This window comes from Nonomuraea sp. NPDC049784, from assembly GCF_040659615.1.
Taxonomy (GTDB): Bacteria; Actinomycetota; Actinomycetes; order Streptosporangiales; family Streptosporangiaceae; genus Nonomuraea.
The window spans coordinates 1-19446 of record NZ_JBFAMX010000163.1 but is presented as its reverse complement, the minus strand read 5'-3'; the positions used below and the strand labels follow the sequence as shown (position 1 = coordinate 19446).

The window sequence follows — 19446 nt, the reverse complement described above, 5'->3', positions numbered from 1 at the left end:
GAGCGACTCGATGGTCTTGATCAGCAGGGCGGGTCCGCCCCAGGAGAAGGCGGCGTTAGCCACTGGGCCACCCGGCCGCCCATCGACGTCCCGTACACGTGCGCCCGCTCCACACCCAGCTCGTCGAGCACGGCCAGCACGTCGGTGGCGAAGCCGCGCGTGGCATACGGCTCGTCGGGCTTGTCGCTGTCGCCCGTGCCGCGGTAGTCGAACGTGATGGTGCGGAAGGTCTCCTCGAAGTCGGCGCGTACGGGATCCCACCAGTGGTGGTTGTTGGCCTGTCCTTGCAGGAGCACGAGGGGCTGCCCGCCGCCGCGGACCTGGTAGGACAGCTTGACGCCGTCCACGGCTGTCGCAAAAGGCATGCTTAGCATCGTAGAGGTGTCCGGTGACCGGGCGTGGCCCCGACGTACCTGGTGAGAGGCACACGAGAGAGGACGCGATCGCCATGAAGTACATGATCCTTTCGTACGGGTCCCAGCAGGACTACGACGCCATGGCTGGCAAGGACACCGGCCGGTCAGGCTGGTCCGGGGAGGCTGTGGCGGCCATGCACCAGTTCATGGAGGCGTTCAACAAGGAGCTGGAGGAGTCGGGCGAGCTGGTGGAGACGCGCGCGCTCGCCGCTCCCGTGCACACCCGCAGGCTCGGCTCACGCGGCGGTGAGGCGTTCGTGACCGACGGGCCGTACGCCGAGACCCAGGAGGTGCTGGCCGGCTACTGGGTCGTGGAATGCGAGAGCTTCGACCGGGCCACCGAGATCGCCGCCCGTCTGGGGCAGTGCCCGTACCTTGGCGATCCCGGCGACACCCTCTATGCCGACGTCCGGCCCGTCATCGAATCCAGCGCGGACCTGGGGTTCTGATCGACGGCGTGGAGACCGAGGACCTGCTGCGCGAGCTGGCGCCGCAGGTCCTCGGTGCGGTTGTACGGCGCTACGGGCATTTCGCCACCGCCGAGGACGCCACCCAGGAAGCGCTGCTGGCGGCCGCGCTGCAGTGGCCGGAGGAGGGCGTACCGGACAATCCGCGGGCCTGGCTGATCATCGTGGCCTCACGCCGGCTGACCGACCTGCTCCGCGGCGAGCAGGCGCGCCGGCGCCGCGAGGACACCGTGGCGGCCTGGAGGCTGCCGGACGAATGGCTGGCCCCGGCCGCCGACCAGCCGGTCTCCGGCGCGGACGACACGCTCGTCCTGCTGTTCATGTGCTGCCACCCGTCGCTGTCGCCGGCCTCGCAGATCGCGCTCACCCTGCGCGCGGTCGGTGGCCTGACCACCGCGGAGATCGCCCGCGCGTTCCTGGTGCCCGAGGGCACCATGACGCGCCGCATCACCCGGGCCAAGCAGCGCGTCAAGGACAGCGGCCTGCCCTTCAGGCTGCCCAGGGCCGAAGAGCGCGGGGAACGGCTCGGCGCGGTGCTGCACGTACTGTACCTGATCTTCAACGAGGGGTACGCCAGCACGTCGGGGCCCGACCTGCAGCGCACGGAGCTGGCCGCGGAGGCGATCAGGCTGGCCCGCATGGTGCACCGGCTGCTCCCCGGCGATCCCGAGGTGGCGGGGCTGCTCGCGCTCATGCTGCTCACCGACGCGCGGCGACCGGCGCGCACGGGACCCGACGGCGCGCTGATCCCGATGGCCGAGCAGGACCGCGGCCTGTGGAACGCCCACTCCATCAAGGAGGGCATCGAACTCGTCACCGACGCGCTCAAGCGGGGCTCACCCGGCCCGTACCAGCTCCAGGCGGCCATCGCGGCGGTGCACGACGAGGCGCCGACCGCGGAGGAGACCGACTGGCCCCAGATCGTGGCGCTGTACGAGCTGCTGATGCGCATCTCCGGCAACCCCATGGTGGCGCTCAACCACGCCGTCGCCGTGGCCATGGCACGCGGCCCCCTCGCGGGCCTCCACCTGCTGGAACGGCTCCAAGAGCCCCTCATGGGCGACCACCGGCTGCACGCGGTGCGCGGGCACCTGCTGGAGATGGCCGGCGATCACGCGGCCGCACGCGTCTCCTACGAGGAGGCCGCCAGGCGCACGACCAGCTTCCCGCAGCAGCGCTACCTGCACGGCAAGATCGCGCGACTCTCAGTCGAACCTGACGTGCCGCAGGCTGATCCCGATCCGCCGCAGCCGATGGCGTAGCGGGCCGTCGGTGTTGGGCGCCAGGGTCAGGCCGGCCGAGGCCGCGACCCGGTCGGCCACCTGCGGCACCGTCAGCCGCTCGGTGTCGACGTGCTCGGCGAACTCCGGCCATCGCGCGGTGGCCCTCGGCGGCTGCGCGGGCCAGCGTGCCGCCGGTCAGGAACACCTCGTCATCCGGATGCGCGTGGAACGCCAGGACCGTCGCCATGGGCGATCACCCTAGCCCGGAACACCGTCAGGCTCTTCAGTTCTTTCCGTTCGACCTCGTCGAACGTCTCCTCCAACGCGCGCCGGATCCGGTCCAGCTCGTCCTCGGACAGCAGCAGGTGGCGGGCGATCAGGGAAGGAGACGCGCCGCCGTGCCAGGCGATGACCACCCGGCCGCCGGGGCGGGTCACTCGGCGCAGCTCCCGCAGGCCGGCGTCCAGGTCGGGCCAGAGCGCCACGTTGTTCACCGCGACCACGCAGTCGAAGCTCTCGCCGGGGAATCCGGTGTCCTCCGCGGTCCCCACCCGCAGGTCGGCCTCCTTTGCCCGGCGGGTGGCCTGCGAACGCATCTCGGGTGACGGGTCCACGCCGCACACCCGCGCGGCGGGTGTCCTGCCGAGCAGCCTGAGGAGGCCGCCCGGGCCGTACCCGACCTCCAGAACTTGTTCGCCGGGCCTTATGCCGAGGCAGGGCAGGAGCTCGGCCTGGCGGTTGGTCAACAGCATGAAGAGCCCCGCCAGGTGGCCGAGCAGGCCGGTGGGCAGGGCGAAGGGCGAATCGACGGGCCCGCCCCTGACCCAGGACGTGTTCCCCATGTCTTCCAGGTAACCGCCTGGGTGAAGTCAAACGGGGATTGACGGAGTGAGTACTCACTCCGTACTCTCGAAGGCATGACGAACCCGACGAGCCGGCGGCGTGCGCCGGCGATGAGCCCGGAGCAGCGCCGAGAGATGATCGTCAGAGCGGCCCTTCCTCTGGTGGTGGAGTACGGCACCTCGGTGACCACCGCCCAGGTCGCCCGCGCGGCGGGCATCGGCGAGGGCACGATCTTCCGTGCCTTCGGCGACAAGGACGCGCTGCTGGCCGCGTGCATGGCGGAGGCGCTGCGCCCCGACGACACGCTCGCGCATGTGGCGTCGATCTCGCTGGACCTGCCGCTGGAGGAGCGGCTGGTCGAGGCGTCGGAGGCGCTGCGCGGCTACCTGGCCCGGATGGGCGCCGTCGCCGGCGCGCTCGCCGCCTCGGGCGGCCTCCGCCGCGACCCCCGCCTGCTGGGCGGCGGCGGGGAGTCCTCAGAGGAGCGCGGTGCGGCCGGGGGAGAGGGGCGGAGGTTCTCCGGGCGGGAGGAGTCCATGGCGGCGACCCGGGAGGTGCTGGTCGGGCTGTTCGAGCCCGAGCGCGACAGCCTCAGGCTCGACCCCGAGCGCCTGGCCGAGGCGTTCCAGTTCCTGGTCATGGCGGCCGGCCGGGGACCCTCCCCGCTGACCTCGGCCGAACTGGTGGACCTCTTCCTGCACGGCGCGCTGAGAGCCGATGAGGCCGAGTGACGGACCTCTACGAGGACCTCGCGCCCCGCAGCCGCACCGGCCCCAGGATCACCGCCGCCGGGGTGGGCTCCATCGTCGCCTGGATCGGCGGTGTGGCGGGGCTGCTCGCGCTCGCCGCCGTCCTCCTCGCGCGTGACGTCGCCGTCGCCGGCCCGGTCGGCGTCCCCGCCCGATCTGGACAGGCCGGCTAAATTCGCGTCGCGTCGGGGAATGTTCGGCGGGCAGGTGTGGTTACATAGACCGTGGCCGGTGTGTCCAGTGTCCCCGGGCCTCACCTATTGCCTTCGCGGACTACCGTTCGGCTGGAGCCGCGTTGAGCGTTTCGCCGAGAGGCGACCTGCACACCGGTACTCACGCGTTGAGCGCCCGTCCTCCTCGGAGGGCGGGCGCTCAGTGTTTCGCGTAGTAGAGGTCCGTTATGCCGCCGGGAGAGGCCACCGCCTCCGTGTCCAGTCCGGTCAGCTTGGCGCCCGCCTGATAGGCGCTCTCCAGGAACTCCAGCACGCCCGCGACCGGATTCCCCATCGCGCGGACGTCGTCGTACCGCAGGATCGCCAGGTGGCCGCCGTGTGCCGGCAGCCACTCGGCCTCGCCGGGCCGCAGCGGCTCGCGCTCCAGGCCCGCGGGCTCCGGCGCGGTGTAGGAGTAGAACGCGGGCCACGGCCGCTCCTTGTCACCGAACCAGAAGCCCGCGCTGATGACCTCCCGGCTGTACGCCTCCCGGGTGACGGGGTCGGCGTCCGGCGAGACCCGGCCCACACGCCCGGTGAACCGCGTGACCGCGATGTCGAACGTGTGCCAGTAGTGGTGCACCGGCGAGATCTTCCCGGCGAAGCCCGCGGCGAAGCGGTCGAGGAGCTGCGCCACCTGCGACAGGATCCGCCAGTAGCGGTTGATCAGCACCGGGTCGTACTGGGCGTGCCGGGTGTCCTGGGCGAACGGCGTGTCGTCGCTGAGGTCGAACGGCACCGCCCAGATCTCCGGCCGGATCCCCAGCCCCGCCAGCGTCTCGAAGAGCCGCTCGTAGAACGACGCCACCGACCGCCCGATCAGGCTGAACTCGGCGCTGCGCCCGTCGAGCACGTCCACCACCAGCCGATGGCGTACGAGGTCGAAGTCGATGCTGAACAGCGGCTGCTCGCTCAGCCCGCCCATCGGCCGCGTGGTGAGCCCGCGCCCGGTCGGATGGAAGGGCACCTGCCACCAGTGGTTGCGCCGGTTGCTCGACGACAGCCGGATCTTCCCCACGATCTGCGCGAACCTGTGGAAGGTCTCCTTGGTCTCGGCCCATTCGGCCAGCGGCATGGCCGGGAACAGTTCCATGCCGCCAATGATAACTACCCTATGTAATCGGACAGTTCCCAGGGGTCATGGGCGGAGAAGACCGCGACCCCGTGGTCGTGTGCGAGCGAGCGCAGGCGTTCCTGGCTCGACATCCTGCGCTCCGGATCGACCTGGGCGCTGACCTGCACGACGTCCATCAGCGGATGTGGCTGGGGCCGGCGGTCCAGCTCGCCGTGGTAGAAGTACGCGTCCCCCGCGTGCAGCAGCCAGCGGTCCCCGTCGTTGACCGCCACCCCCGCGTGCCCGCGCGTGTGCCCGTCGAGCGGCACGAGCAGGATGTCCTCGGGCAGCCCCGTCAGCGGTCGTACGCCGTCCACGCCCAGCCACCGTGTGCCCGTGCCCGGATAGGTCACCCATTTCGGCGAGTGCGCCCAGTGGCCCGGGCGGTAGCGGCGGTTCGGGGCCTGGTCGATGGCGTCCTCCAGCTCGGCCTCCATGACGTGCACCTGGGCATCCGGGAAGTCGGGCAGGCCGCCGCTGTGGTCGACGTCCAGGTGGGTCAGCACGATGTGCCGTACGTCGCGCGGGTCGTGCCCGAGCGCGGCGACCTGCCGTACGGCCGTCTCAGCGGGGGAGAGCAGCGGCTGGACGAGCTCCGTCCACTCGTGCTCCAGCATTTCGCGGGGCTCGGCCACGTCGTCGAGACCCAGTCCGGTCTCGACCAGGACGAGTCCGGAGGAGGGCGTCTCGATCAGCAGCGCGTGGCACACGGCACGCGCCGCCGGCCGGCCGTCGAGGGACTCGATCTCGCGCATAGACGCGAGGTTCAGATGGTGAATTCGCATGCGACTAGACTGCGACTTGAAGCGCGGTTCAAGTCAAGGAGCCAGGTCGTGGACGACACGTTGATCGACATAGGCGAGGTGGCCAGGGAGAGCGGGCTGGCCGCGTCGGCGCTGCGGTTCTACGAGCGCAAGGGGCTCATCCAGGCAGAGGGGCGCAACGGCCTGCGCCGCGCGTACCGCCCGGAGACACTGGAGCGCCTGGCGTTGATCGCCTGCGCCCGCGACGCGGGGTTCACGCTGTCGGAGATCGCCGAGTTCCTGCGGGCCCGGCCGTCCGACGCGACACTGCGCGAGCGCATGGCCGCCAAGGAGCGCGAGGTCTCCGAGCGGGTCGCACAGCTCACCCGGCTGCGTGACAGCCTGCGCCACGCGGTGACCTGCGACCACGACCCGCTCATCGAGTGTCCCGAGTTCAAGCAGGCGGTGCGCCAGGTGTCATCCTGAGCTGACGTACTTCCTCGGTCGCAGGGCGTGGGCACGAAGAGCCGCCAGGGCCGCGAGCTGGCCGGAGCGGTCCATCCGTACGGCCAGATCGTCGCTGAACGCCAGCCCCAGAGCGGTGAGCTGCGAGATCAGGTCGGCCACCGGCGCGGCCACGTCCTCCACGTTCGTGGTCGGATGCCAGCCCTCGCCGCCGACCACCTTCGCCACCCGCTCGCGCAGCTTGGCGGGCGACATCAGCGCGCCGTCGGCGAGCAGCATCAGCGCGGCCTCGCGCGCCGACACCTCGAACTCGTGCTCGCCTCGCGCCAGCAGCAGCCTGGTCACCGCCGACCACATGGCCGAGCGTGACTTGAGCAGCCGCCTGCCATAGTCGGTGATGGCCAGCCGCGCGCCGTCGCGGCTGATCGCGCCCAGCTCGCGTTCGGCCAGCTCGCGCAGCCTGAGCGCCTCTGGCGAGGGCGCCAGCCGCAGCGGCAGGCTCTCCTCCGAGGCGGCCAGGGAGAGCAGCCGGTGCAGAGCGGGTATGGGCTGCGGGGCCACGGGCGCGTGCAGCCGGACCTCGAACGGCTGGGCCAGCTCCCGCCTGGCCGGGCCGCGCCCCAGCACCCAGCGGTTGAGCCGCTCGCCGTGCACCCGGTTGAGCCAGCTGTCGCCGCCCAGCTCGGCGCGGGGCTCGGTGAGCCAGCGGCGGGTGAGCGCCGTGCGCTCGACGTTCTCGCCGGCGACGATCGCCAGCTCCAGGGCGGCGGAGCAGGCGATGTGCGCGCCCAGCTCCTCGGGGCCCATGATCATGCTCCACTGCAGCTCGGGCACGTCGGGCGGGAGCACGCCGGTGGCGTCCAGCGCCTGCTGGTAGGCGCTGGTGCCCGCGTCCTCGCCCTCGCGGGCGTATGTGCGCAGGATGTTGAGGGTCGTGGGTGACACGCACAAAGCGGCGTAACGCTCCAAACCACCGAGCTGGAGCAGCTGCCCGAGCGAACGTGCCAGGCGCTCGTGGTCGCCGCCCACCTTGAGCGGCAACGTGTACCAGAGGAACTCACAGACGTCGAGCTGGGTCACCGTCTCCAACGGTTCCCCGCCCGTCAGCCATTCGACGGCGGTCCTGGCCTCCTCGGCCAGCTCCGGTTGCGAGCGCTCCAACTCGGCGAGGAGGGCGGTGACATCCGGTGCACTCATGCCCCGAAGTTTGCCGTATCGACCCCTGGCCTGACGATGACCGAATCCGGTGCGTATTGGGTCTTGCAAGGCGACTACCCTAAGAAACCACTAATGTTCGGACGGTAAGCCGGTTATATCCACCGTTTTTCGAACAACATACGCGCCTTCCATTCGGTGTACGGGATCAGGTCTGCGGACAGGATCGGGTGCAGCCACCAGAAGTTGATCAGCGCGAGCAGTGCGAAGGCGCCGACGGCGGCGGCCCCGACGATACGCCGCGTCGGCGTCTCGCCCGTGGCCGTCGGTTTCGACGTCCCTATCAGCAGCCCGGCGCACAACGTGATGGCCAGCACCATGAACGGCACCATCGGAATGGCGTAGAACAGGAACATCGTGCGGTTGTCGGCGATCGCGAAGTAGATCCAGGGGACCAGGCCCATGGCGTACGACAGCAGCACGGCCCCCGCCCGCCAGTCGCGCGAGGAGACGTACCAGCCGATCAGGGTCACCAGCGCGGCCACCGCCCCGAACCAGATCACCGGCGTGCCCACGCCCAGCACCGCCTCGGAGCAGTCCTTGACGCCGCAGGTGCCCTGCCTGCCCTCGTAGTAGAAGGCGACGGGACGCAGCAGCAGCGGCCACTGCCAGGGCTCGGACATGTACGGATGGGAGGACTCCAGCCCGCTGTGGAACGTGTAGACCTGCCACTGGTACTTGATCCACGACCGCATCGAGTCGAAGACGAAGAACGCCGGCCCTGACGAGGTCGCCTGGGCCCAGTTGCGCCCGTAGCCCGTCGCGTTGACGAACCAGCCCGTCCAGGTGGCCATGTACGTCACGAACGGCACCACCGCGAACGCCAGGACCCCTTGCGGCAGGTCCTTGTTGAACGCGCCCACGTACGGATGCCGCAGCCCCACGGCCCGGCGAGCGCCGAAGTCCCACAGCACGGACATGATCGCGAACGCCACCGCGAACGCCAGCCCCGACCACTTGACCGACATCGAGAAGGCCAGGCAGACCCCGGCCGCGATGCGCCACCACCTGATCCCCAGCGACGGCCCGTGCTGGGATATGGGCGAGGTCTCGTACCAGGTCACGAGCCGCTCCCGGGCCTGGTCGCGATCGACCACCAGGCAGGCGAACGCGGCCAGCACCCAGAACATCAGGAAGATGTCCAGCAGCGCCGTGCGCGACAGCACGTAGTGCAGGCCGTCGAGGGCCAGCAGCAGGCCCGCGAAGCAGCCGAGCAGCGTCGAACGCGTCATCCTGCGGGCCACCCTGGCCAGGATGAGGATCGACAGCGACCCGATCAGCGCCGCGGCGAAGCGCCAGCCGAACGGGTTGAGCCCGAACAGCCACTCGCCGATGCTGATCATCCACTTGCCCAGCGGCGGGTGCACGACGTAGGAGGCGCACTTGTCGAGGGTCGCGGAGGTGCACGACTGCCAGATGTCGGTGTTGCCGGCGATGATCGCCTTGTCGGCGTCCTTGATCGTGGTCCGCTCGACGCCCCAGGTGAGCAGCGAGAACGCGTCCTTCATGTAGTACGTCTCGTCGAACACCACGGCCTTGGGATGGCCCAGGTTCATGAAGCGCAGGACGGCGCCGAAGAGGGTGACCAGCAGCGGGCCCACCCAGCCCCAAAGGACGCTGCCGCGCATGGGCGGCACGAGCCGATCGCGCACGGACCGCGCCTGAGGGAGGCTCTCGCCGGCCTCCGAGTTCTCGTAGGCCTGGTACGGGGAATCGGTCACCGCCATTCGGACATCGTACGGGCCTCAAGGGGACAGCAAACGCAGGAACGTCGTAGAAACGCGGTTAATTGGGATGCCCTGCAACAATGGTCAGGTGACTGTAAACGGCAAGTTGGTGCTGGCAGGAGCCCCTATCGGCCAGGCGGGCGACGTCTCGCCACGGCTGCGGGAGGTGCTCCAGAGCGCCGACGTGGTGGCCGCCGAGGACACCAGGCGTCTGCGCAGGCTCGCCGCCGAGCTGGGTGTGGAGATCACCGGCCGGGTGGTGTCCTACTACGACCAGAACGAAGCCGGCAGGGCCCGCGAACTTCTCGAGACGCTCAAAGAGGGCCGCACGGTCGTGGTCATCACGGACGCCGGCATGCCGGGCGTCTCCGACCCCGGCTACCGGCTGACGCGCCTCGCGGTCGACGAGGGCATCACGGTCACCGCGCTGCCGGGGCCCAGCGCGGTCACCACGGCGCTGGCCGTGTCAGGGCTGGCCAGCGACCGGTTCTGCTTCGAGGGCTTCCCCCCGCGTAAGCCGGGCGACCGGGCCCGCCGCCTGTCCGCCCTGGCGGGCGAGGAGCGCACGATGGTCTTCTTCGAGGCGCCCCACCGGCTGGCGACCTCCCTGGAGGCCATGGCCGAGGCGTTCGGCCCCGACCGGCAGGCCGCCGTGTGCCGCGAGCTGAGCAAGACGTACGAGGAAGTTCGGCGGGGTGGGCTCGGCGAGCTGGCCGAGTGGGCCGCCAAGGGCGTCAAGGGCGAGATCACCGTCGTGGTCGCGGGGCACGTGCCGGGCGAGGGTGAGCCGGACCTCGACGAGCTGGTCGCCGAGGTGGACCGCAGGGTCGCCGAGGGCGCGCAGCGCAAGTTCGCCGTCGCCGAGGTGGCCAAGGCGGCGGGGATCCCCAAACGAGAGCTGTATGACCTGGTTCACAGGAGATCTCCTACGCCATAGGGTGCGCATGGTGAGGAGCTGGGGGGTTTCCGCGCAGCGACTGGTCCCGCCGATGCAGGGGACCGCCCTGGTGGGCTGGGCCGGGCCGCTCCTGGTCGCGCTCTTCGGCGGCATCCTGCGCTTCATCAGGCTCGGCGAGCCCAACGCCGTCGTCTTCGACGAGACGTTCTACGCCAAGGACGCGTACTCGCTGCTCCGGTACGGCGTCGAACGGACCATGCTCGGCGACGCCAAAGACCCGATCGCCGACCGGCGCCTCATGGCCGGCAACCTCGACATCTTCAAGCACTGCCCGCAGCCGGACGACTGCGCCTCGTTCGTGGCGCATCCGCCGCTGGGCAAGTGGATGATCGGCGTGGGGGAGTGGCTGTTCGGGATGAACCCGTTCGGCTGGCGCTTCGTCGCGGCCCTGGTCGGCACGCTGTCCATCCTGATCATGGCCAGGGTGGCGCGCAGGATGACGCGCTCGACACTGCTGGGATGCCTGGGCGGGCTGCTGCTCTCGCTCGACGGACTTCACCTGGTCCTGTCGCGCACGGCGCTGCTGGACATCTTCCTGATGTTCTGGGTGCTGGCCGCGTTCGCCTGCCTGGTGACCGACCGTGACTGGGCGCGACAGCGGCTGGCCGACTGGTACGAGCGCAGCCCGGTCTCCGAGCTGGGGCCGCGGCTGGGGTTCAGGCCGTGGCGGCTCGCCGCCGGGTTCTGCCTGGGGGCCGCGTGCGCGGTGAAGTGGTCGGGGATCTTCTTCCTGATCGCGTTCGCGATCATGAGCCTGCTGTGGGACATGGGGGCCAGGCGGGCACTGGGCCTGCGCGGGCCGTACCGGGGGACCTTCTCGTACGACCTGCCCGGCGCGTTCGCGGCGATGGCGATCGTGCCCGCGGTGACGTTCGTGACGTCGTGGACCGGATGGTTCGCCACCTCGGGCGGATGGGGGCGCAACTGGGACCAGGCCACCTCGTCCGGGCCGGTGTTCTTCGTGATCGACTCGGTGCGGTCGTGGCTGAAGTACCAGGTGGAGGTGCTCGGCTACCACAGCAACCTGCACGAATACCACCCGTACATGTCGGAGCCGTGGTCGTGGCCGCTGCTGATCCGGCCGGTCTCCTTCTACTACCCGGCGAACGTGCCGCCGTCGGCGTGCGGGGCGAGCGAGTGCTCACAGGCCGTGCACGGCGTCGGCACCCCGGCCCTGTGGTACGCCGCGCTACTGGCGCTGATCGGCCTCGTCGCCTGGTACGTGGCCACGCGCGACTGGCGGGCGGGGGCGACGCTGCTGGGGTTCGCGGCCGGATGGCTGCCGTGGTTCTACTACGCCATCGCCGACAACCGCACGATGTACCTGTTCTACATGATCCCCGTCGTGCCGTTCATGGTGCTGGCGCTCGTGCTGGTGGCGGGGCTGGTGCTGGGCAGGCAGAACGCCCCCGCGGCCCGGCGGGCGGTCGGGGCCGCGGCGGTGGGGGCGTTCGCGCTCATCGTGCTGATCAACTTCTGGTGGCTCTATCCGGTGCTGACCGCCGAGACGATCACACACGGAGAGTGGTGGGCTCGGATGCTGATGAGCTCCTGGGTGACCAGCGCGCCCAAGTGATGCCCCGGCGCAGCGTGATCGCCGCCGCGATGCAGGCCAGGGGGACCGCCGGAAGCACGTACCGGTAGTCGAACTCCGCCGTCGCCGCCGGAGCGAGCAGCAGCCCGACCGAGCCCAGCCACGGCAGCACCACCGGGCCGCCGAACTTGCGCCACCTGACCGCGACGCCGTACAGGCCGATCAGCAGGATCCCGCCGAGCATGATGCCGCGCAGGTAGAACACCTTCTGGTAGCCGCTCATGATGTCGGCCCACGGGTGCACGATCCGCGTCTCCGGCGGGCCCTGCTCGTAGCTGAACGCGTCGGTGTCGGTCCTGCCGCCCTGGTACGACGGCCACTTCGGCAGCCGCTTGGGCTGGCCGTTCTCGTCGATGTCGTAGTACGGCTTGAACTGGTACATGTTGTACGTCGACTCGTCCGGGAACCGCGGCCGCGACCAGTGGAACGAGCGGAAGAAGTCACGGGTGACCACCTTCAGGTAGTCGCCGGGCTGCGACAGGATCGCCCGCGTGGCGAACGCGCTGGCGGCGTCGTTGGTGATCTCGCTGAACTTCTTGTTGACGCCCCACCGGTGCAGCACCTCGCCGGTGCCCGTGCCGTCGCCGTTGCCCTGACCCCACAGGTACCACTGGGCGTAGTCCTTGCGCTGGCTGACCGGGTCGTTGATGCACAGCAGCAGGAGCTGGACCTCCTTGTACTTGTCGATGTGCATCTTGTTGCAGTCGGCGAAGATGGCCGTGCGCATGTAAAGGATGAGGCCGTCGCTGTTGGTCATCGCGAACTTCCCGTACGCGGAGGCGAACCAGCCCATGTAGGCGATCACCGGGATCATGGAGGCGGTGATGACGGCGGTGATCGGGCGCCAGCCGGTCCGCTTGACCAGCAGGTAGAGCACCACCAGCGCCAGGATCGGCAGGCCGATCGAGCGCGTCAGCCACGTCAGCGCCAGCAGCAGGCCGACCACCACGCCCGCCCGCCACGACAGCCGCCGCTTCCACAGCACCAGCGTGATCACGCCCACCACGAGCAGCGTGAACATGGTGTCGGACATCACCATCTGCTCGAGCTGGATCTGGTACGCGTCGAACAGCGCCGGGGCCGCCGCCAGCGTGGCGCCCCACTTCGGCAGCCTGAACTTGATCCGCAGCAGGGCGTAGATCAGGCAGGCCGTGGCCAGGCCCATCAGGTGCTGGGTGAAGACGGCCAGCGCGAAGCTGTGGAACGGCTTGAGCAGCAGCAGCCAGAAGCTGTAGCCGTCGGGCCTGATCGGGTGCGGCCTCGGGTGCAGCGCCACCGAGACGTACTCGTACGAGTCGTTGAACCACATGGCTGGGCCGTAGCCGAGCATGGTGATGAGCCGCAGCACGGCGCCGACGCCGAACGCTGCGGCGAACACTCGATGCCGGCGCAACATGGACAGCGCGCGAGCTGCCCGGCCAGGGGCGGAGTGGTCCACAGGGGTAATCTCCGCGACGCTCACCATGCTGTAAAGAATGCCAGTCGTTTTTGGGTCTTGACCCGAACAGGTGTGGGCACAGGGCATGATGGTTGACTGGAATAGCCTTAACTGAAGGGTAGACACGTGGAACTGACGGTGGTCATGCCCTGCCTCAACGAGGCGGAGACCGTGGAAGTCTGTGTACGCAAAGCACTGGCGTGCATGGAGGAGCACGGCATCGAGGGCGAGGTCCTGATCGCCGACAACGGCAGCACGGACGGCTCTCAACAGCTTGCCCGCGACGCCGGAGCCCGCGTGGTCCACGTCGACGAGAAGGGCTATGGCAACGCCCTCATGGGCGGGATCAGGGCGGCGCGCGGCCAATACGTCATCATGGGCGACGCCGACGACTCCTATGACTTCACCTCGCTGCTGCCGTTCGTCGAGCAGTTGCGCGACGGTGCCGACCTGGTGATGGGAAACCGCTTCAGGGGCGGCATCGCCCCTGGCGCCATGCCACCGCTCCACCGCTACCTGGGCAACCCGGTGTTGTCTTTCGTCGGCCGGCTGTTCTTCCCGTCGGCGATCGGTGACTTCCACTGCGGCCTGCGCGGCTTCCGGCGCGACTCGATCCTGCGGCTGCAGCTGCAGACGGGCGGCATGGAGTTCGCCTCCGAGATGGTGGTGCGCTCCACGCTGTCGGGGCTCGACGTGCGCGAGGTCCCCACGACGCTCTCGCCCGACGGCCGCTCCCGCCCGCCGCACCTGCGCTCGTGGCGCGACGGCTGGCGCCACCTGCGCTTCCTGCTCCTCTACAGCCCGAAGTGGCTGTTCTTCTACCCAGGCGTCCTCATGATGATCCTGGGCCTGATCGTGGGGACGGCGCTGACGTTCGGGCCGGTGGAGATCGGCGAGCTGGCCTTCGACGTCGACACCCTGGTCGGGTCGTCCGCGCTGGTGGTGATCGGCTTCCAGGCGGCGCTGTTCGCGGTGTTCACGAAGGTGTACGCGGCCGAGGAGGGCTTCCTGCCGGAGTCGCCGCGCATCCGCAAGCTGATCGATGTGGTGAGCCTGGAGAAGGGGCTCGTCGTCGGCGGACTGCTGGCGCTGGCCGGTCTGGTCGGCCTGGTGATGTCGCTGGTGCACTGGCAGGTGCGCAGCTTCGGCGAGCTGGACCCGCGGGAGTCGCTGCGTATCGTGGTGCCCTCCGCCACCGCGCTGATCATGAGCTTCCAGACGATCTTCGCCTCGCTGTTCGTCAGCATCCTGGGCATCCGGCGCACCCGGGAGAGCTCCATCGACGTCGCCGCCAAGGCCGCCGAGGAGGCCGCGGAAGCGGTCTCCCTCGAGGACTCCAAGCACTGACCTCCTTGCCCCCTCCCATCATCGCGGCGCCCACTGAGTGGGCGCCGTTCGCGTTGCACCGGTGGCCCGCAAGAGAGGGACGTGTCGTGTGGGGGAAGTGGGTTCGAGGCGGGATGGGAGACCCGTAGGCTTAGGACTATGTCGCAGCACATCTTGACAGCCGTCGCGTGGCCCTACGCTAACGGCCCCCGCCACATCGGCCACGTCTCCGGATTCGGCGTGCCGTCCGACGTCTTCAGCCGCTACCAGCGGATGGCGGGCAACAAGGTGCTGATGGTGTCAGGCACCGACGAGCACGGCACGCCCATCCAGGTGCAGGCCGACAAGGAGGGCGTGAGCGCCAGGGAGCTGGCCGACCGCTACAACCGCGTCATCGCCGAGGACCTGACCGGGCTCGGGCTCTCCTACGACCTGTTCACCAGGACCACGACGAAAAACCATTACGCCATCACCCAGCAGATCTTCAAGGGTCTCTACGACAACGGCTATATCTTCCCCAGGACCACGATGGGGGCGATCTCGCCGTCGACCGGCCGCACGCTGCCCGACCGCTACATCGAGGGCACCTGCCCCATCTGCGGCTACGACGGCGCGCGCGGCGACCAGTGCGACAACTGCGGCAACCAGCTCGACCCGATCCAGCTGATCAATCCCAAGAGCCGCATCAACGGCGAGACCCCCGCGTTCGTCGAGACTGAGCACTTCATGCTCGACCTGCCCGCCTTCGCCGAGGTGCTCGGCTCCTACCTGCAGTCCAAGCAGGGCGAGTGGCGGCCCAACGTGCTGAAGTTCGCGCTCAACCTGCTCGGCGACCTGCAGCCGCGCGCGATCAGCCGCGACCTCGACTGGGGCGTGCCCATCCCGCTCGACGGCTGGCGCGACCAGCCCAACAAGCGGCTGTACGTCTGGTTCGACGCGGTGATCGGATACCTGTCGGCCTCCATCGAGTGGGCCAGGCGCTCGGGCGACCCCGACGCGTGGCGCGAGTGGTGGCAGAACCCTGACGCCCGCGGCTACTACTTCATGGGCAAGGACAACATCGTCTTCCACGCCGAGATCTGGCCGGCGATGCTGTTCGGCTACAGCGGGCAGGGTGCCCGCGATGGCTCGCCCGGCTCGCTCGGGGCGCTGAACGTGCCGTCCGAGGTGGTGTCGAGCGAGTTCCTGACCATGGAGGGCAAGAAGTTCTCCTCGTCGCGGCAAGTAGTTATTTACGTACGGGATTTCCTGGCGCGTTACGACGCGGACGCGCTGCGCTACTACATCGCGGTGGCAGGCCCGGAAAACCAGGACACCGACTTCACCTGGCAGGAGTTCGTCAACCGCAATAACGGCGAGTTGGTGGCAGCCTGGGGCAATCTGGTCAATCGCTCGATCTCGATGGCCGCGAAGAACTTCGGGGCCGTGCCCGAGCCGGGCGACCTGACCGACGCCGACCGGGCGCTGCTGGAGCGCTCGCGTAAGGCGTTCGCGCCGGTGGGCGCGGAGCTGAACAGGTCCCGCTTCAAGAACGCGATCACCGAGGCGTTCGACGTGGTCCGCGAGGCCAACAAATACCTGGCCGAGCAGGAGCCGTGGAAGCTCAAGGAGGACCCGGAGCGGCAGAAGTCCATCCTGCACGTCGCGCTCCAGGTCGTCGACGACGCCAAGACGATGCTCACGCCGTTCCTGCCCAGCTCGTCCAACAAGGTCTTCGCCATGCTCGGCGGCGAGGGCGTGTGGTCCGGCATGCCGGAGATGCGCGAGGTCGACGAGGACGGCGGCACCCCGTACCCGGTGATCACCGGCGACTACGACGGGGCGGCCCGCTGGGAGCACCGGCCGATCAAGCCGGGCATACCGCTCGCGCCGCCCGTGCCGCTGTTCAAGAAGCTCGACCCGAAGGTCGTGGACGAGGAGCTGGCCCGGCTGGGTCAGTGATCAGCCGCGGCGGCTACTTTAGAAGCCGTGACCAAGCTTCCCACCGCGCCCGAGCCGCTTTCCGCCCCTGTGTTCGACAGCCACTGCCATCTCGACATCATGGTCGGCAACCGGCAGGCGTCGTCCGGTGACCCGGTGGCGCAGGCCGCGCAGGCGGCGGAGGCCAGCGTGCGCGGCATCCTCGAGGACGCCAGAGCGGTCGGCGTGACGCGGCTGGTCACGATCGGCTACGACCTGAAGTCATCCAGGTGGAACGCGGAGGTGGCGGCCGAGCAGGAAGGCGTGTACGCCGGGGTGGCCATCCACCCCAACGAGGCCCACGAGGCCACCCCGGAGGTCCTGGCCGAGATCGAGAGGCTGGCTCGGCAGCCCGCAGTGCGCGCGGTGGGGGAGACCGGGCTCGACTACTACCGCGACTGGGCGAGCAAGGAAGACCAGCACGCGAGCTTCCGCGCGCACATCGAGATCGCCAAGCGCACGGGCAAGGCCCTGGTCATCCACGACCGCGACGCCCATGACGACGTGTTCAAGGTGCTGAGCGAGGAGGGCGCGCCGGACAAGGTCGTCTTCCACAGCTTCTCGGGCGACGCCGAAATGGCGAAAAAGTGCGTCGAAGCCGGATATTTCATGTCCTTCTCCGGGCCTGTCACGTACAAGAACGCCGCCTACCTCCGAGAGGCCGCCCACACCGCGCCCCAGGAGCTCATGCTGGTCGAGACCGACGCCCCCTATCTGCCGCCGGTCCCGTACCGGGGCAAGCCCAACGCCCCTTACCTCATCCCTCTCACCCTGCGCTGCCTGGCGGAGGTCAAGGGGGTCCAGCCGGACCAGTTGTGTGAGGCGATCAGCGTCAACGGAGTCACAGTCTTCGGCGAGTGGTGACCATCTTTTGGTGAACCTGTGGATGCGGAGAGTAACGCGCCGCTAACGTTCGGGCGGTCCTGACCGTACCGGAGGTGGTTCGTGCGAGGAAAGAGGCGTGCGCCGCGTCCGCCGATCCCCTGGCGCTCACCGTGGGCGCCTGTCGTGTGCCTGGCGGGCGCCGCGGCGCTGGGGGCACTCGTGGCGGTGTCGTTCGTGGCGAAAGACGTCGTCGTGATCGTCGACGGCCATAGCACGGAGGTCCGCGCGTTCGCGGGGACCGTGCAGGAGGTCCTCGCCGAGGCCGGCGTGTCAGTGGGCTACGGCGACGTCGTACACCCGGCCGTGGAGGAGGACGTCGCCGACGGATCCACCATCGAGGTACGCCATGCGCGCCCGATCACCCTGACCCTGGACGGCCACACCAGCAGGCACATGGTCACCGCCACGAACGTCGGCGACGCCCTGAGCGAGCTCGCCCTCACCCCGGCGGCCGGCCGGGCGTCCGCGCCGCCGGACGACGCGGTGCCGCTGTCGGGGATGAGGCTCACCTTCTACACCAGGCGCAAGGTGTACGTGGTCGCGGGCACCACCCGGATCACCTCGCGCACCACTGCCAGGACGGTACGCGAGGTGCTCAGGCAGAATCGCGTCCCGCTGCGCCGCGGCTACGTGGTGACTCCGCCGCTCGACAGCTTCCCCAAGGACGGGACCGTCATCACGGTCGCGCCGCCGCACACCATCCCGATCCGGCCGGACGTCATGGCGCTCGACTGGCAGGCACTGGCCCAGTGCATGGCCAACGGCGACCCCCAGGCGTACAACCCGGACGGGCCCTACTACGGGATGTACCAGTTCAGCTTGCCTGTGTGGGAGGCGACGGGCGGGATGGGGTTGCCCAGTAGTTGGCCGGTGGAGGAGCAGACGTACCGGGCGCAGGTCCTCTACCAGCAGGTGGGTGGCCGGTGGCAGAGCCAGTGGCCGACCTGCGGCGACCACCTGTCCGGCTGACCCCGGCGGGCTCTGGAACCCGGTCCTGGGCCCGCCTGCCCTTTTCTCCCCCCGGCCCTGGTTCTGGGTCGCCCGCTTCCTCTCACCATCCCGGCCCGAATCCGCCTTCTTCCACTCCCAAGGACCTTGGCCCACGTCGGCCGCGGAGCCCACCGCGGCGGGACGACTCCACCGACCGTGGCTGGGGTCCTTCGGAGGAGGGGAGGTGGGACGGTCCGGCTGCGTCGGCGGGACGGACGATCGCAGCGGGACGACTCCGCCGGAGCCTTGCTGGGTGCGCGGGAGAGGGGCGCGCCGCGTCGGCGGGTTCGTTCCGCCCTCCCTCAGACGGAGGTGCTAGCCGGACACCGACGCGCCGAAGTCGGCGCCCTTGGCGGGCTGGATCGGCTGGAGGGCGTCGGCGTTGCGTCCGGCCACCGAGACCCGCCCGTACGGCTGCGCATCCGGCTGTCCCACGAAGAGCTTGTTGCCGCTGAAGGCCACCGACCAGCCGAACAGCCCGTCGCCGGCGGGCAGCCTCCTGTCCTCGGCGGCGTTCTTCCAGGAGATCACCCGGACGCCGCCCCCGTAGGGCGCGCCGATGGCCAGCCTGCCGTCGGCCGAGGCGGCCATCGAGAACCCGAAAGCCTGCTTGCCCCCCTGCGTCACCCTCCTCGTGGGCCTCCGCCCGGGGTCGAGCAGCTGCACGTACCCGGCGCCCGGCGAGCTCAATGCGTACCCGGAGCCCTCGGCGTACGCCACCGCGTAGCCGTACCGGTCGCCGGAGACGTCGGTCGGCGAGTCCAGCTTCAACGTCGTGAGCTTGGGCGCCAGTACGTCCTCGATGAAGACGACCGAGCCCGAGTCGATCTTGCCGGTCTCCACCTGGCGGCCCGCGCCGTCGTCGTTCTCGTACGGGACCCCGACGACCAGCTCGTTCTTCTGCCCGAACGTCATGGACCAGCCGAACTGGTCGCCGACCTCGCTGTTGCCCCGCACGTCGTCGGACTCCTGGCTGATCCTGCGCAGCCGGCCCGCGCCCTTGCGTACGTAGACGGCGCCCGCGTCCAGGAGCTGGGCCTCGTCCTCGTACGGCGCGCTGACGGCCACCAGGTCGCCGCGCGCGGCCAGCGACCAGCCGAAGTGGGCGAACCGCTGCGGCTG

The 19446-nt window shown here is 69.7% G+C and carries 18 protein-coding genes and 1 pseudogene; 11 read left to right on the top strand and 8 right to left on the bottom strand.

Annotated elements, in window-relative coordinates; translation table 11 throughout:
* Window positions 1–20 precede the first annotated feature (20 nt).
* Entirely contained in the window at window positions 21–365 is a 345-nt protein-coding gene (locus AB0J09_RS29010) for an alpha/beta fold hydrolase (RefSeq protein WP_360697813.1), read from the bottom strand.
* An 83-nt stretch (window positions 366–448) separates the two neighbouring features.
* Between AB0J09_RS29010 and AB0J09_RS29005 the strand changes: the two genes are divergently transcribed.
* Window positions 449–865, top strand: coding sequence for a YciI family protein (locus AB0J09_RS29005; protein ID WP_360697810.1), 417 nt, complete (start codon window positions 449–451; stop codon window positions 863–865).
* Between the two features lie 8 nt (window positions 866–873).
* On the top strand, window positions 874–2145 hold the full coding sequence (locus tag AB0J09_RS29000; protein ID WP_360697807.1) for a DUF6596 domain-containing protein: 1272 nt from the start codon (window positions 874–876) through the stop codon (window positions 2143–2145).
* A 170-nt stretch (window positions 2146–2315) separates the two neighbouring features.
* Here the strand turns inward: AB0J09_RS29000 and AB0J09_RS28995 are convergent, their stop codons facing one another.
* A complete protein-coding gene (locus AB0J09_RS28995; protein ID WP_360697804.1) occupies window positions 2316–2948 on the bottom strand; it encodes a class I SAM-dependent methyltransferase in 633 nt (210 codons plus the stop codon).
* Window positions 2949–3023: 75 nt separating this feature from the next.
* On the opposite strand from AB0J09_RS28995, the gene AB0J09_RS28990 reads away from it, so the two are divergent.
* Window positions 3024–3680: a helix-turn-helix domain-containing protein gene (locus AB0J09_RS28990; RefSeq protein ID WP_360697801.1), complete on the top strand. Its 657-nt coding sequence runs from the start codon at window positions 3024–3026 to the stop codon at window positions 3678–3680.
* On the top strand, window positions 3677–3871 hold the full coding sequence (locus AB0J09_RS28985) for a hypothetical protein (RefSeq protein ID WP_360697798.1): 195 nt from the start codon (window positions 3677–3679) through the stop codon (window positions 3869–3871). Before AB0J09_RS28990 ends, AB0J09_RS28985 begins: the two co-directional genes overlap by 4 nt.
* 199 nt (window positions 3872–4070) lie before the next feature.
* Here AB0J09_RS28985 and AB0J09_RS28980 read toward each other — a convergent pair whose 3' ends face one another.
* Both AB0J09_RS28980 and AB0J09_RS28975 read right to left on the bottom strand, forming a co-directional pair.
* Window positions 4071–5003, bottom strand: a complete 933-nt coding sequence (locus AB0J09_RS28980) for a DUF5996 family protein (RefSeq protein WP_360697796.1) — start codon at window positions 5001–5003, stop codon at window positions 4071–4073.
* Between the two features lie 14 nt (window positions 5004–5017).
* The gene (locus tag AB0J09_RS28975) at window positions 5018–5779 is read right to left on the bottom strand and encodes an MBL fold metallo-hydrolase (RefSeq protein ID WP_360697793.1); all 762 of its coding nucleotides are present in this window, start codon (window positions 5777–5779) and stop codon (window positions 5018–5020) included.
* A gap of 78 nt (window positions 5780–5857) precedes the next feature.
* On the opposite strand from AB0J09_RS28975, the gene AB0J09_RS28970 reads away from it, so the two are divergent.
* Window positions 5858–6253: a MerR family transcriptional regulator gene (locus AB0J09_RS28970; RefSeq protein WP_360697790.1), complete on the top strand. Its 396-nt coding sequence runs from the start codon at window positions 5858–5860 to the stop codon at window positions 6251–6253.
* Here AB0J09_RS28970 and AB0J09_RS28965 read toward each other — a convergent pair.
* Both AB0J09_RS28965 and AB0J09_RS28960 read right to left on the bottom strand, forming a co-directional pair.
* Window positions 6245–7429 (bottom strand): hypothetical protein, encoded by a 1185-nt coding sequence (locus tag AB0J09_RS28965; RefSeq protein WP_360697787.1) that lies wholly within the window; start codon window positions 7427–7429, stop codon window positions 6245–6247. The genes AB0J09_RS28970 and AB0J09_RS28965 overlap by 9 nt on opposite strands.
* 113 nt (window positions 7430–7542) lie before the next feature.
* On the bottom strand, window positions 7543–9174 hold the full coding sequence (locus tag AB0J09_RS28960) for a phospholipid carrier-dependent glycosyltransferase (RefSeq protein WP_360697784.1): 1632 nt from the start codon (window positions 9172–9174) through the stop codon (window positions 7543–7545).
* Between the two features lie 88 nt (window positions 9175–9262).
* Between AB0J09_RS28960 and rsmI the strand changes: the two genes are divergently transcribed.
* Window positions 9263–10111: a 16S rRNA (cytidine(1402)-2'-O)-methyltransferase gene (gene rsmI / locus AB0J09_RS28955; RefSeq protein ID WP_360697781.1), complete on the top strand. Its 849-nt coding sequence runs from the start codon at window positions 9263–9265 to the stop codon at window positions 10109–10111.
* Window positions 10112–10118: 7 nt separating this feature from the next.
* The gene (locus AB0J09_RS28950; RefSeq protein WP_360697778.1) at window positions 10119–11708 is read left to right on the top strand and encodes a phospholipid carrier-dependent glycosyltransferase; all 1590 of its coding nucleotides are present in this window, start codon (window positions 10119–10121) and stop codon (window positions 11706–11708) included.
* Here the strand turns inward: AB0J09_RS28950 and AB0J09_RS28945 are convergent.
* Window positions 11644–13191 (bottom strand): hypothetical protein, encoded by a 1548-nt coding sequence (locus tag AB0J09_RS28945; RefSeq protein ID WP_360697775.1) that lies wholly within the window; start codon window positions 13189–13191, stop codon window positions 11644–11646. The genes AB0J09_RS28950 and AB0J09_RS28945 overlap by 65 nt on opposite strands.
* 99 nt (window positions 13192–13290) lie before the next feature.
* Between AB0J09_RS28945 and AB0J09_RS28940 the strand changes: the two genes are divergently transcribed.
* From AB0J09_RS28940 to AB0J09_RS28925, 4 genes are all read left to right on the top strand, one after another.
* Complete coding sequence (locus tag AB0J09_RS28940; RefSeq protein WP_360697772.1) at window positions 13291–14511, top strand: glycosyltransferase family 2 protein; 1221 nt, start codon at window positions 13291–13293, stop codon at window positions 14509–14511.
* 138 nt (window positions 14512–14649) lie between these two features.
* Window positions 14650–16431 carry a methionine--tRNA ligase gene (gene metG, locus AB0J09_RS28935; protein ID WP_360697769.1) on the top strand — a complete coding sequence of 594 codons (1782 nt, stop codon included), beginning with the start codon at window positions 14650–14652 and terminating at the stop codon, window positions 16429–16431.
* A gap of 27 nt (window positions 16432–16458) precedes the next feature.
* A complete protein-coding gene (locus tag AB0J09_RS28930) occupies window positions 16459–17313 on the top strand; it encodes a TatD family hydrolase (protein WP_360697766.1) in 855 nt (284 codons plus the stop codon).
* Window positions 17314–17394: 81 nt separating this feature from the next.
* Window positions 17395–18303 carry a ubiquitin-like domain-containing protein gene (locus AB0J09_RS28925; protein WP_360697763.1) on the top strand — a complete coding sequence of 303 codons (909 nt, stop codon included), beginning with the start codon at window positions 17395–17397 and terminating at the stop codon, window positions 18301–18303.
* A gap of 336 nt (window positions 18304–18639) precedes the next feature.
* On the opposite strand, the pseudogene AB0J09_RS28920 reads toward AB0J09_RS28925, so the two are convergent.
* A pseudogene (locus AB0J09_RS28920) lies at window positions 18640–19446 on the bottom strand (hypothetical protein); the annotation flags it as partial.

Coding starts and splice junctions, on each gene's coding strand:
- AB0J09_RS28960 (WP_360697784.1), bottom strand. CDS start 9,174: ATGGCGGTGACCGATTCCCCGTACCAGGCCTACGAGAACTCGGAGGCC.
- AB0J09_RS28965 (WP_360697787.1), bottom strand. CDS start 7,429: ATGAGTGCACCGGATGTCACCGCCCTCCTCGCCGAGTTGGAGCGCTCG.
- AB0J09_RS28945 (WP_360697775.1), bottom strand. CDS start 13,191: ATGGTGAGCGTCGCGGAGATTACCCCTGTGGACCACTCCGCCCCTGGC.
- AB0J09_RS28980 (WP_360697796.1), bottom strand. CDS start 5,003: ATGGAACTGTTCCCGGCCATGCCGCTGGCCGAATGGGCCGAGACCAAG.
- AB0J09_RS28950 (WP_360697778.1), top strand. CDS start 10,119: ATGGTGAGGAGCTGGGGGGTTTCCGCGCAGCGACTGGTCCCGCCGATG.
- AB0J09_RS29005 (WP_360697810.1), top strand. CDS start 449: ATGAAGTACATGATCCTTTCGTACGGGTCCCAGCAGGACTACGACGCC.
- metG (WP_360697769.1), top strand. CDS start 14,650: ATGTCGCAGCACATCTTGACAGCCGTCGCGTGGCCCTACGCTAACGGC.
- AB0J09_RS28990 (WP_360697801.1), top strand. CDS start 3,024: ATGACGAACCCGACGAGCCGGCGGCGTGCGCCGGCGATGAGCCCGGAG.
- AB0J09_RS28975 (WP_360697793.1), bottom strand. CDS start 5,779: ATGCGCGAGATCGAGTCCCTCGACGGCCGGCCGGCGGCGCGTGCCGTG.
- AB0J09_RS28995 (WP_360697804.1), bottom strand. CDS start 2,948: ATGGGGAACACGTCCTGGGTCAGGGGCGGGCCCGTCGATTCGCCCTTC.
- AB0J09_RS29010 (WP_360697813.1), bottom strand. CDS start 365: ATGCCTTTTGCGACAGCCGTGGACGGCGTCAAGCTGTCCTACCAGGTC.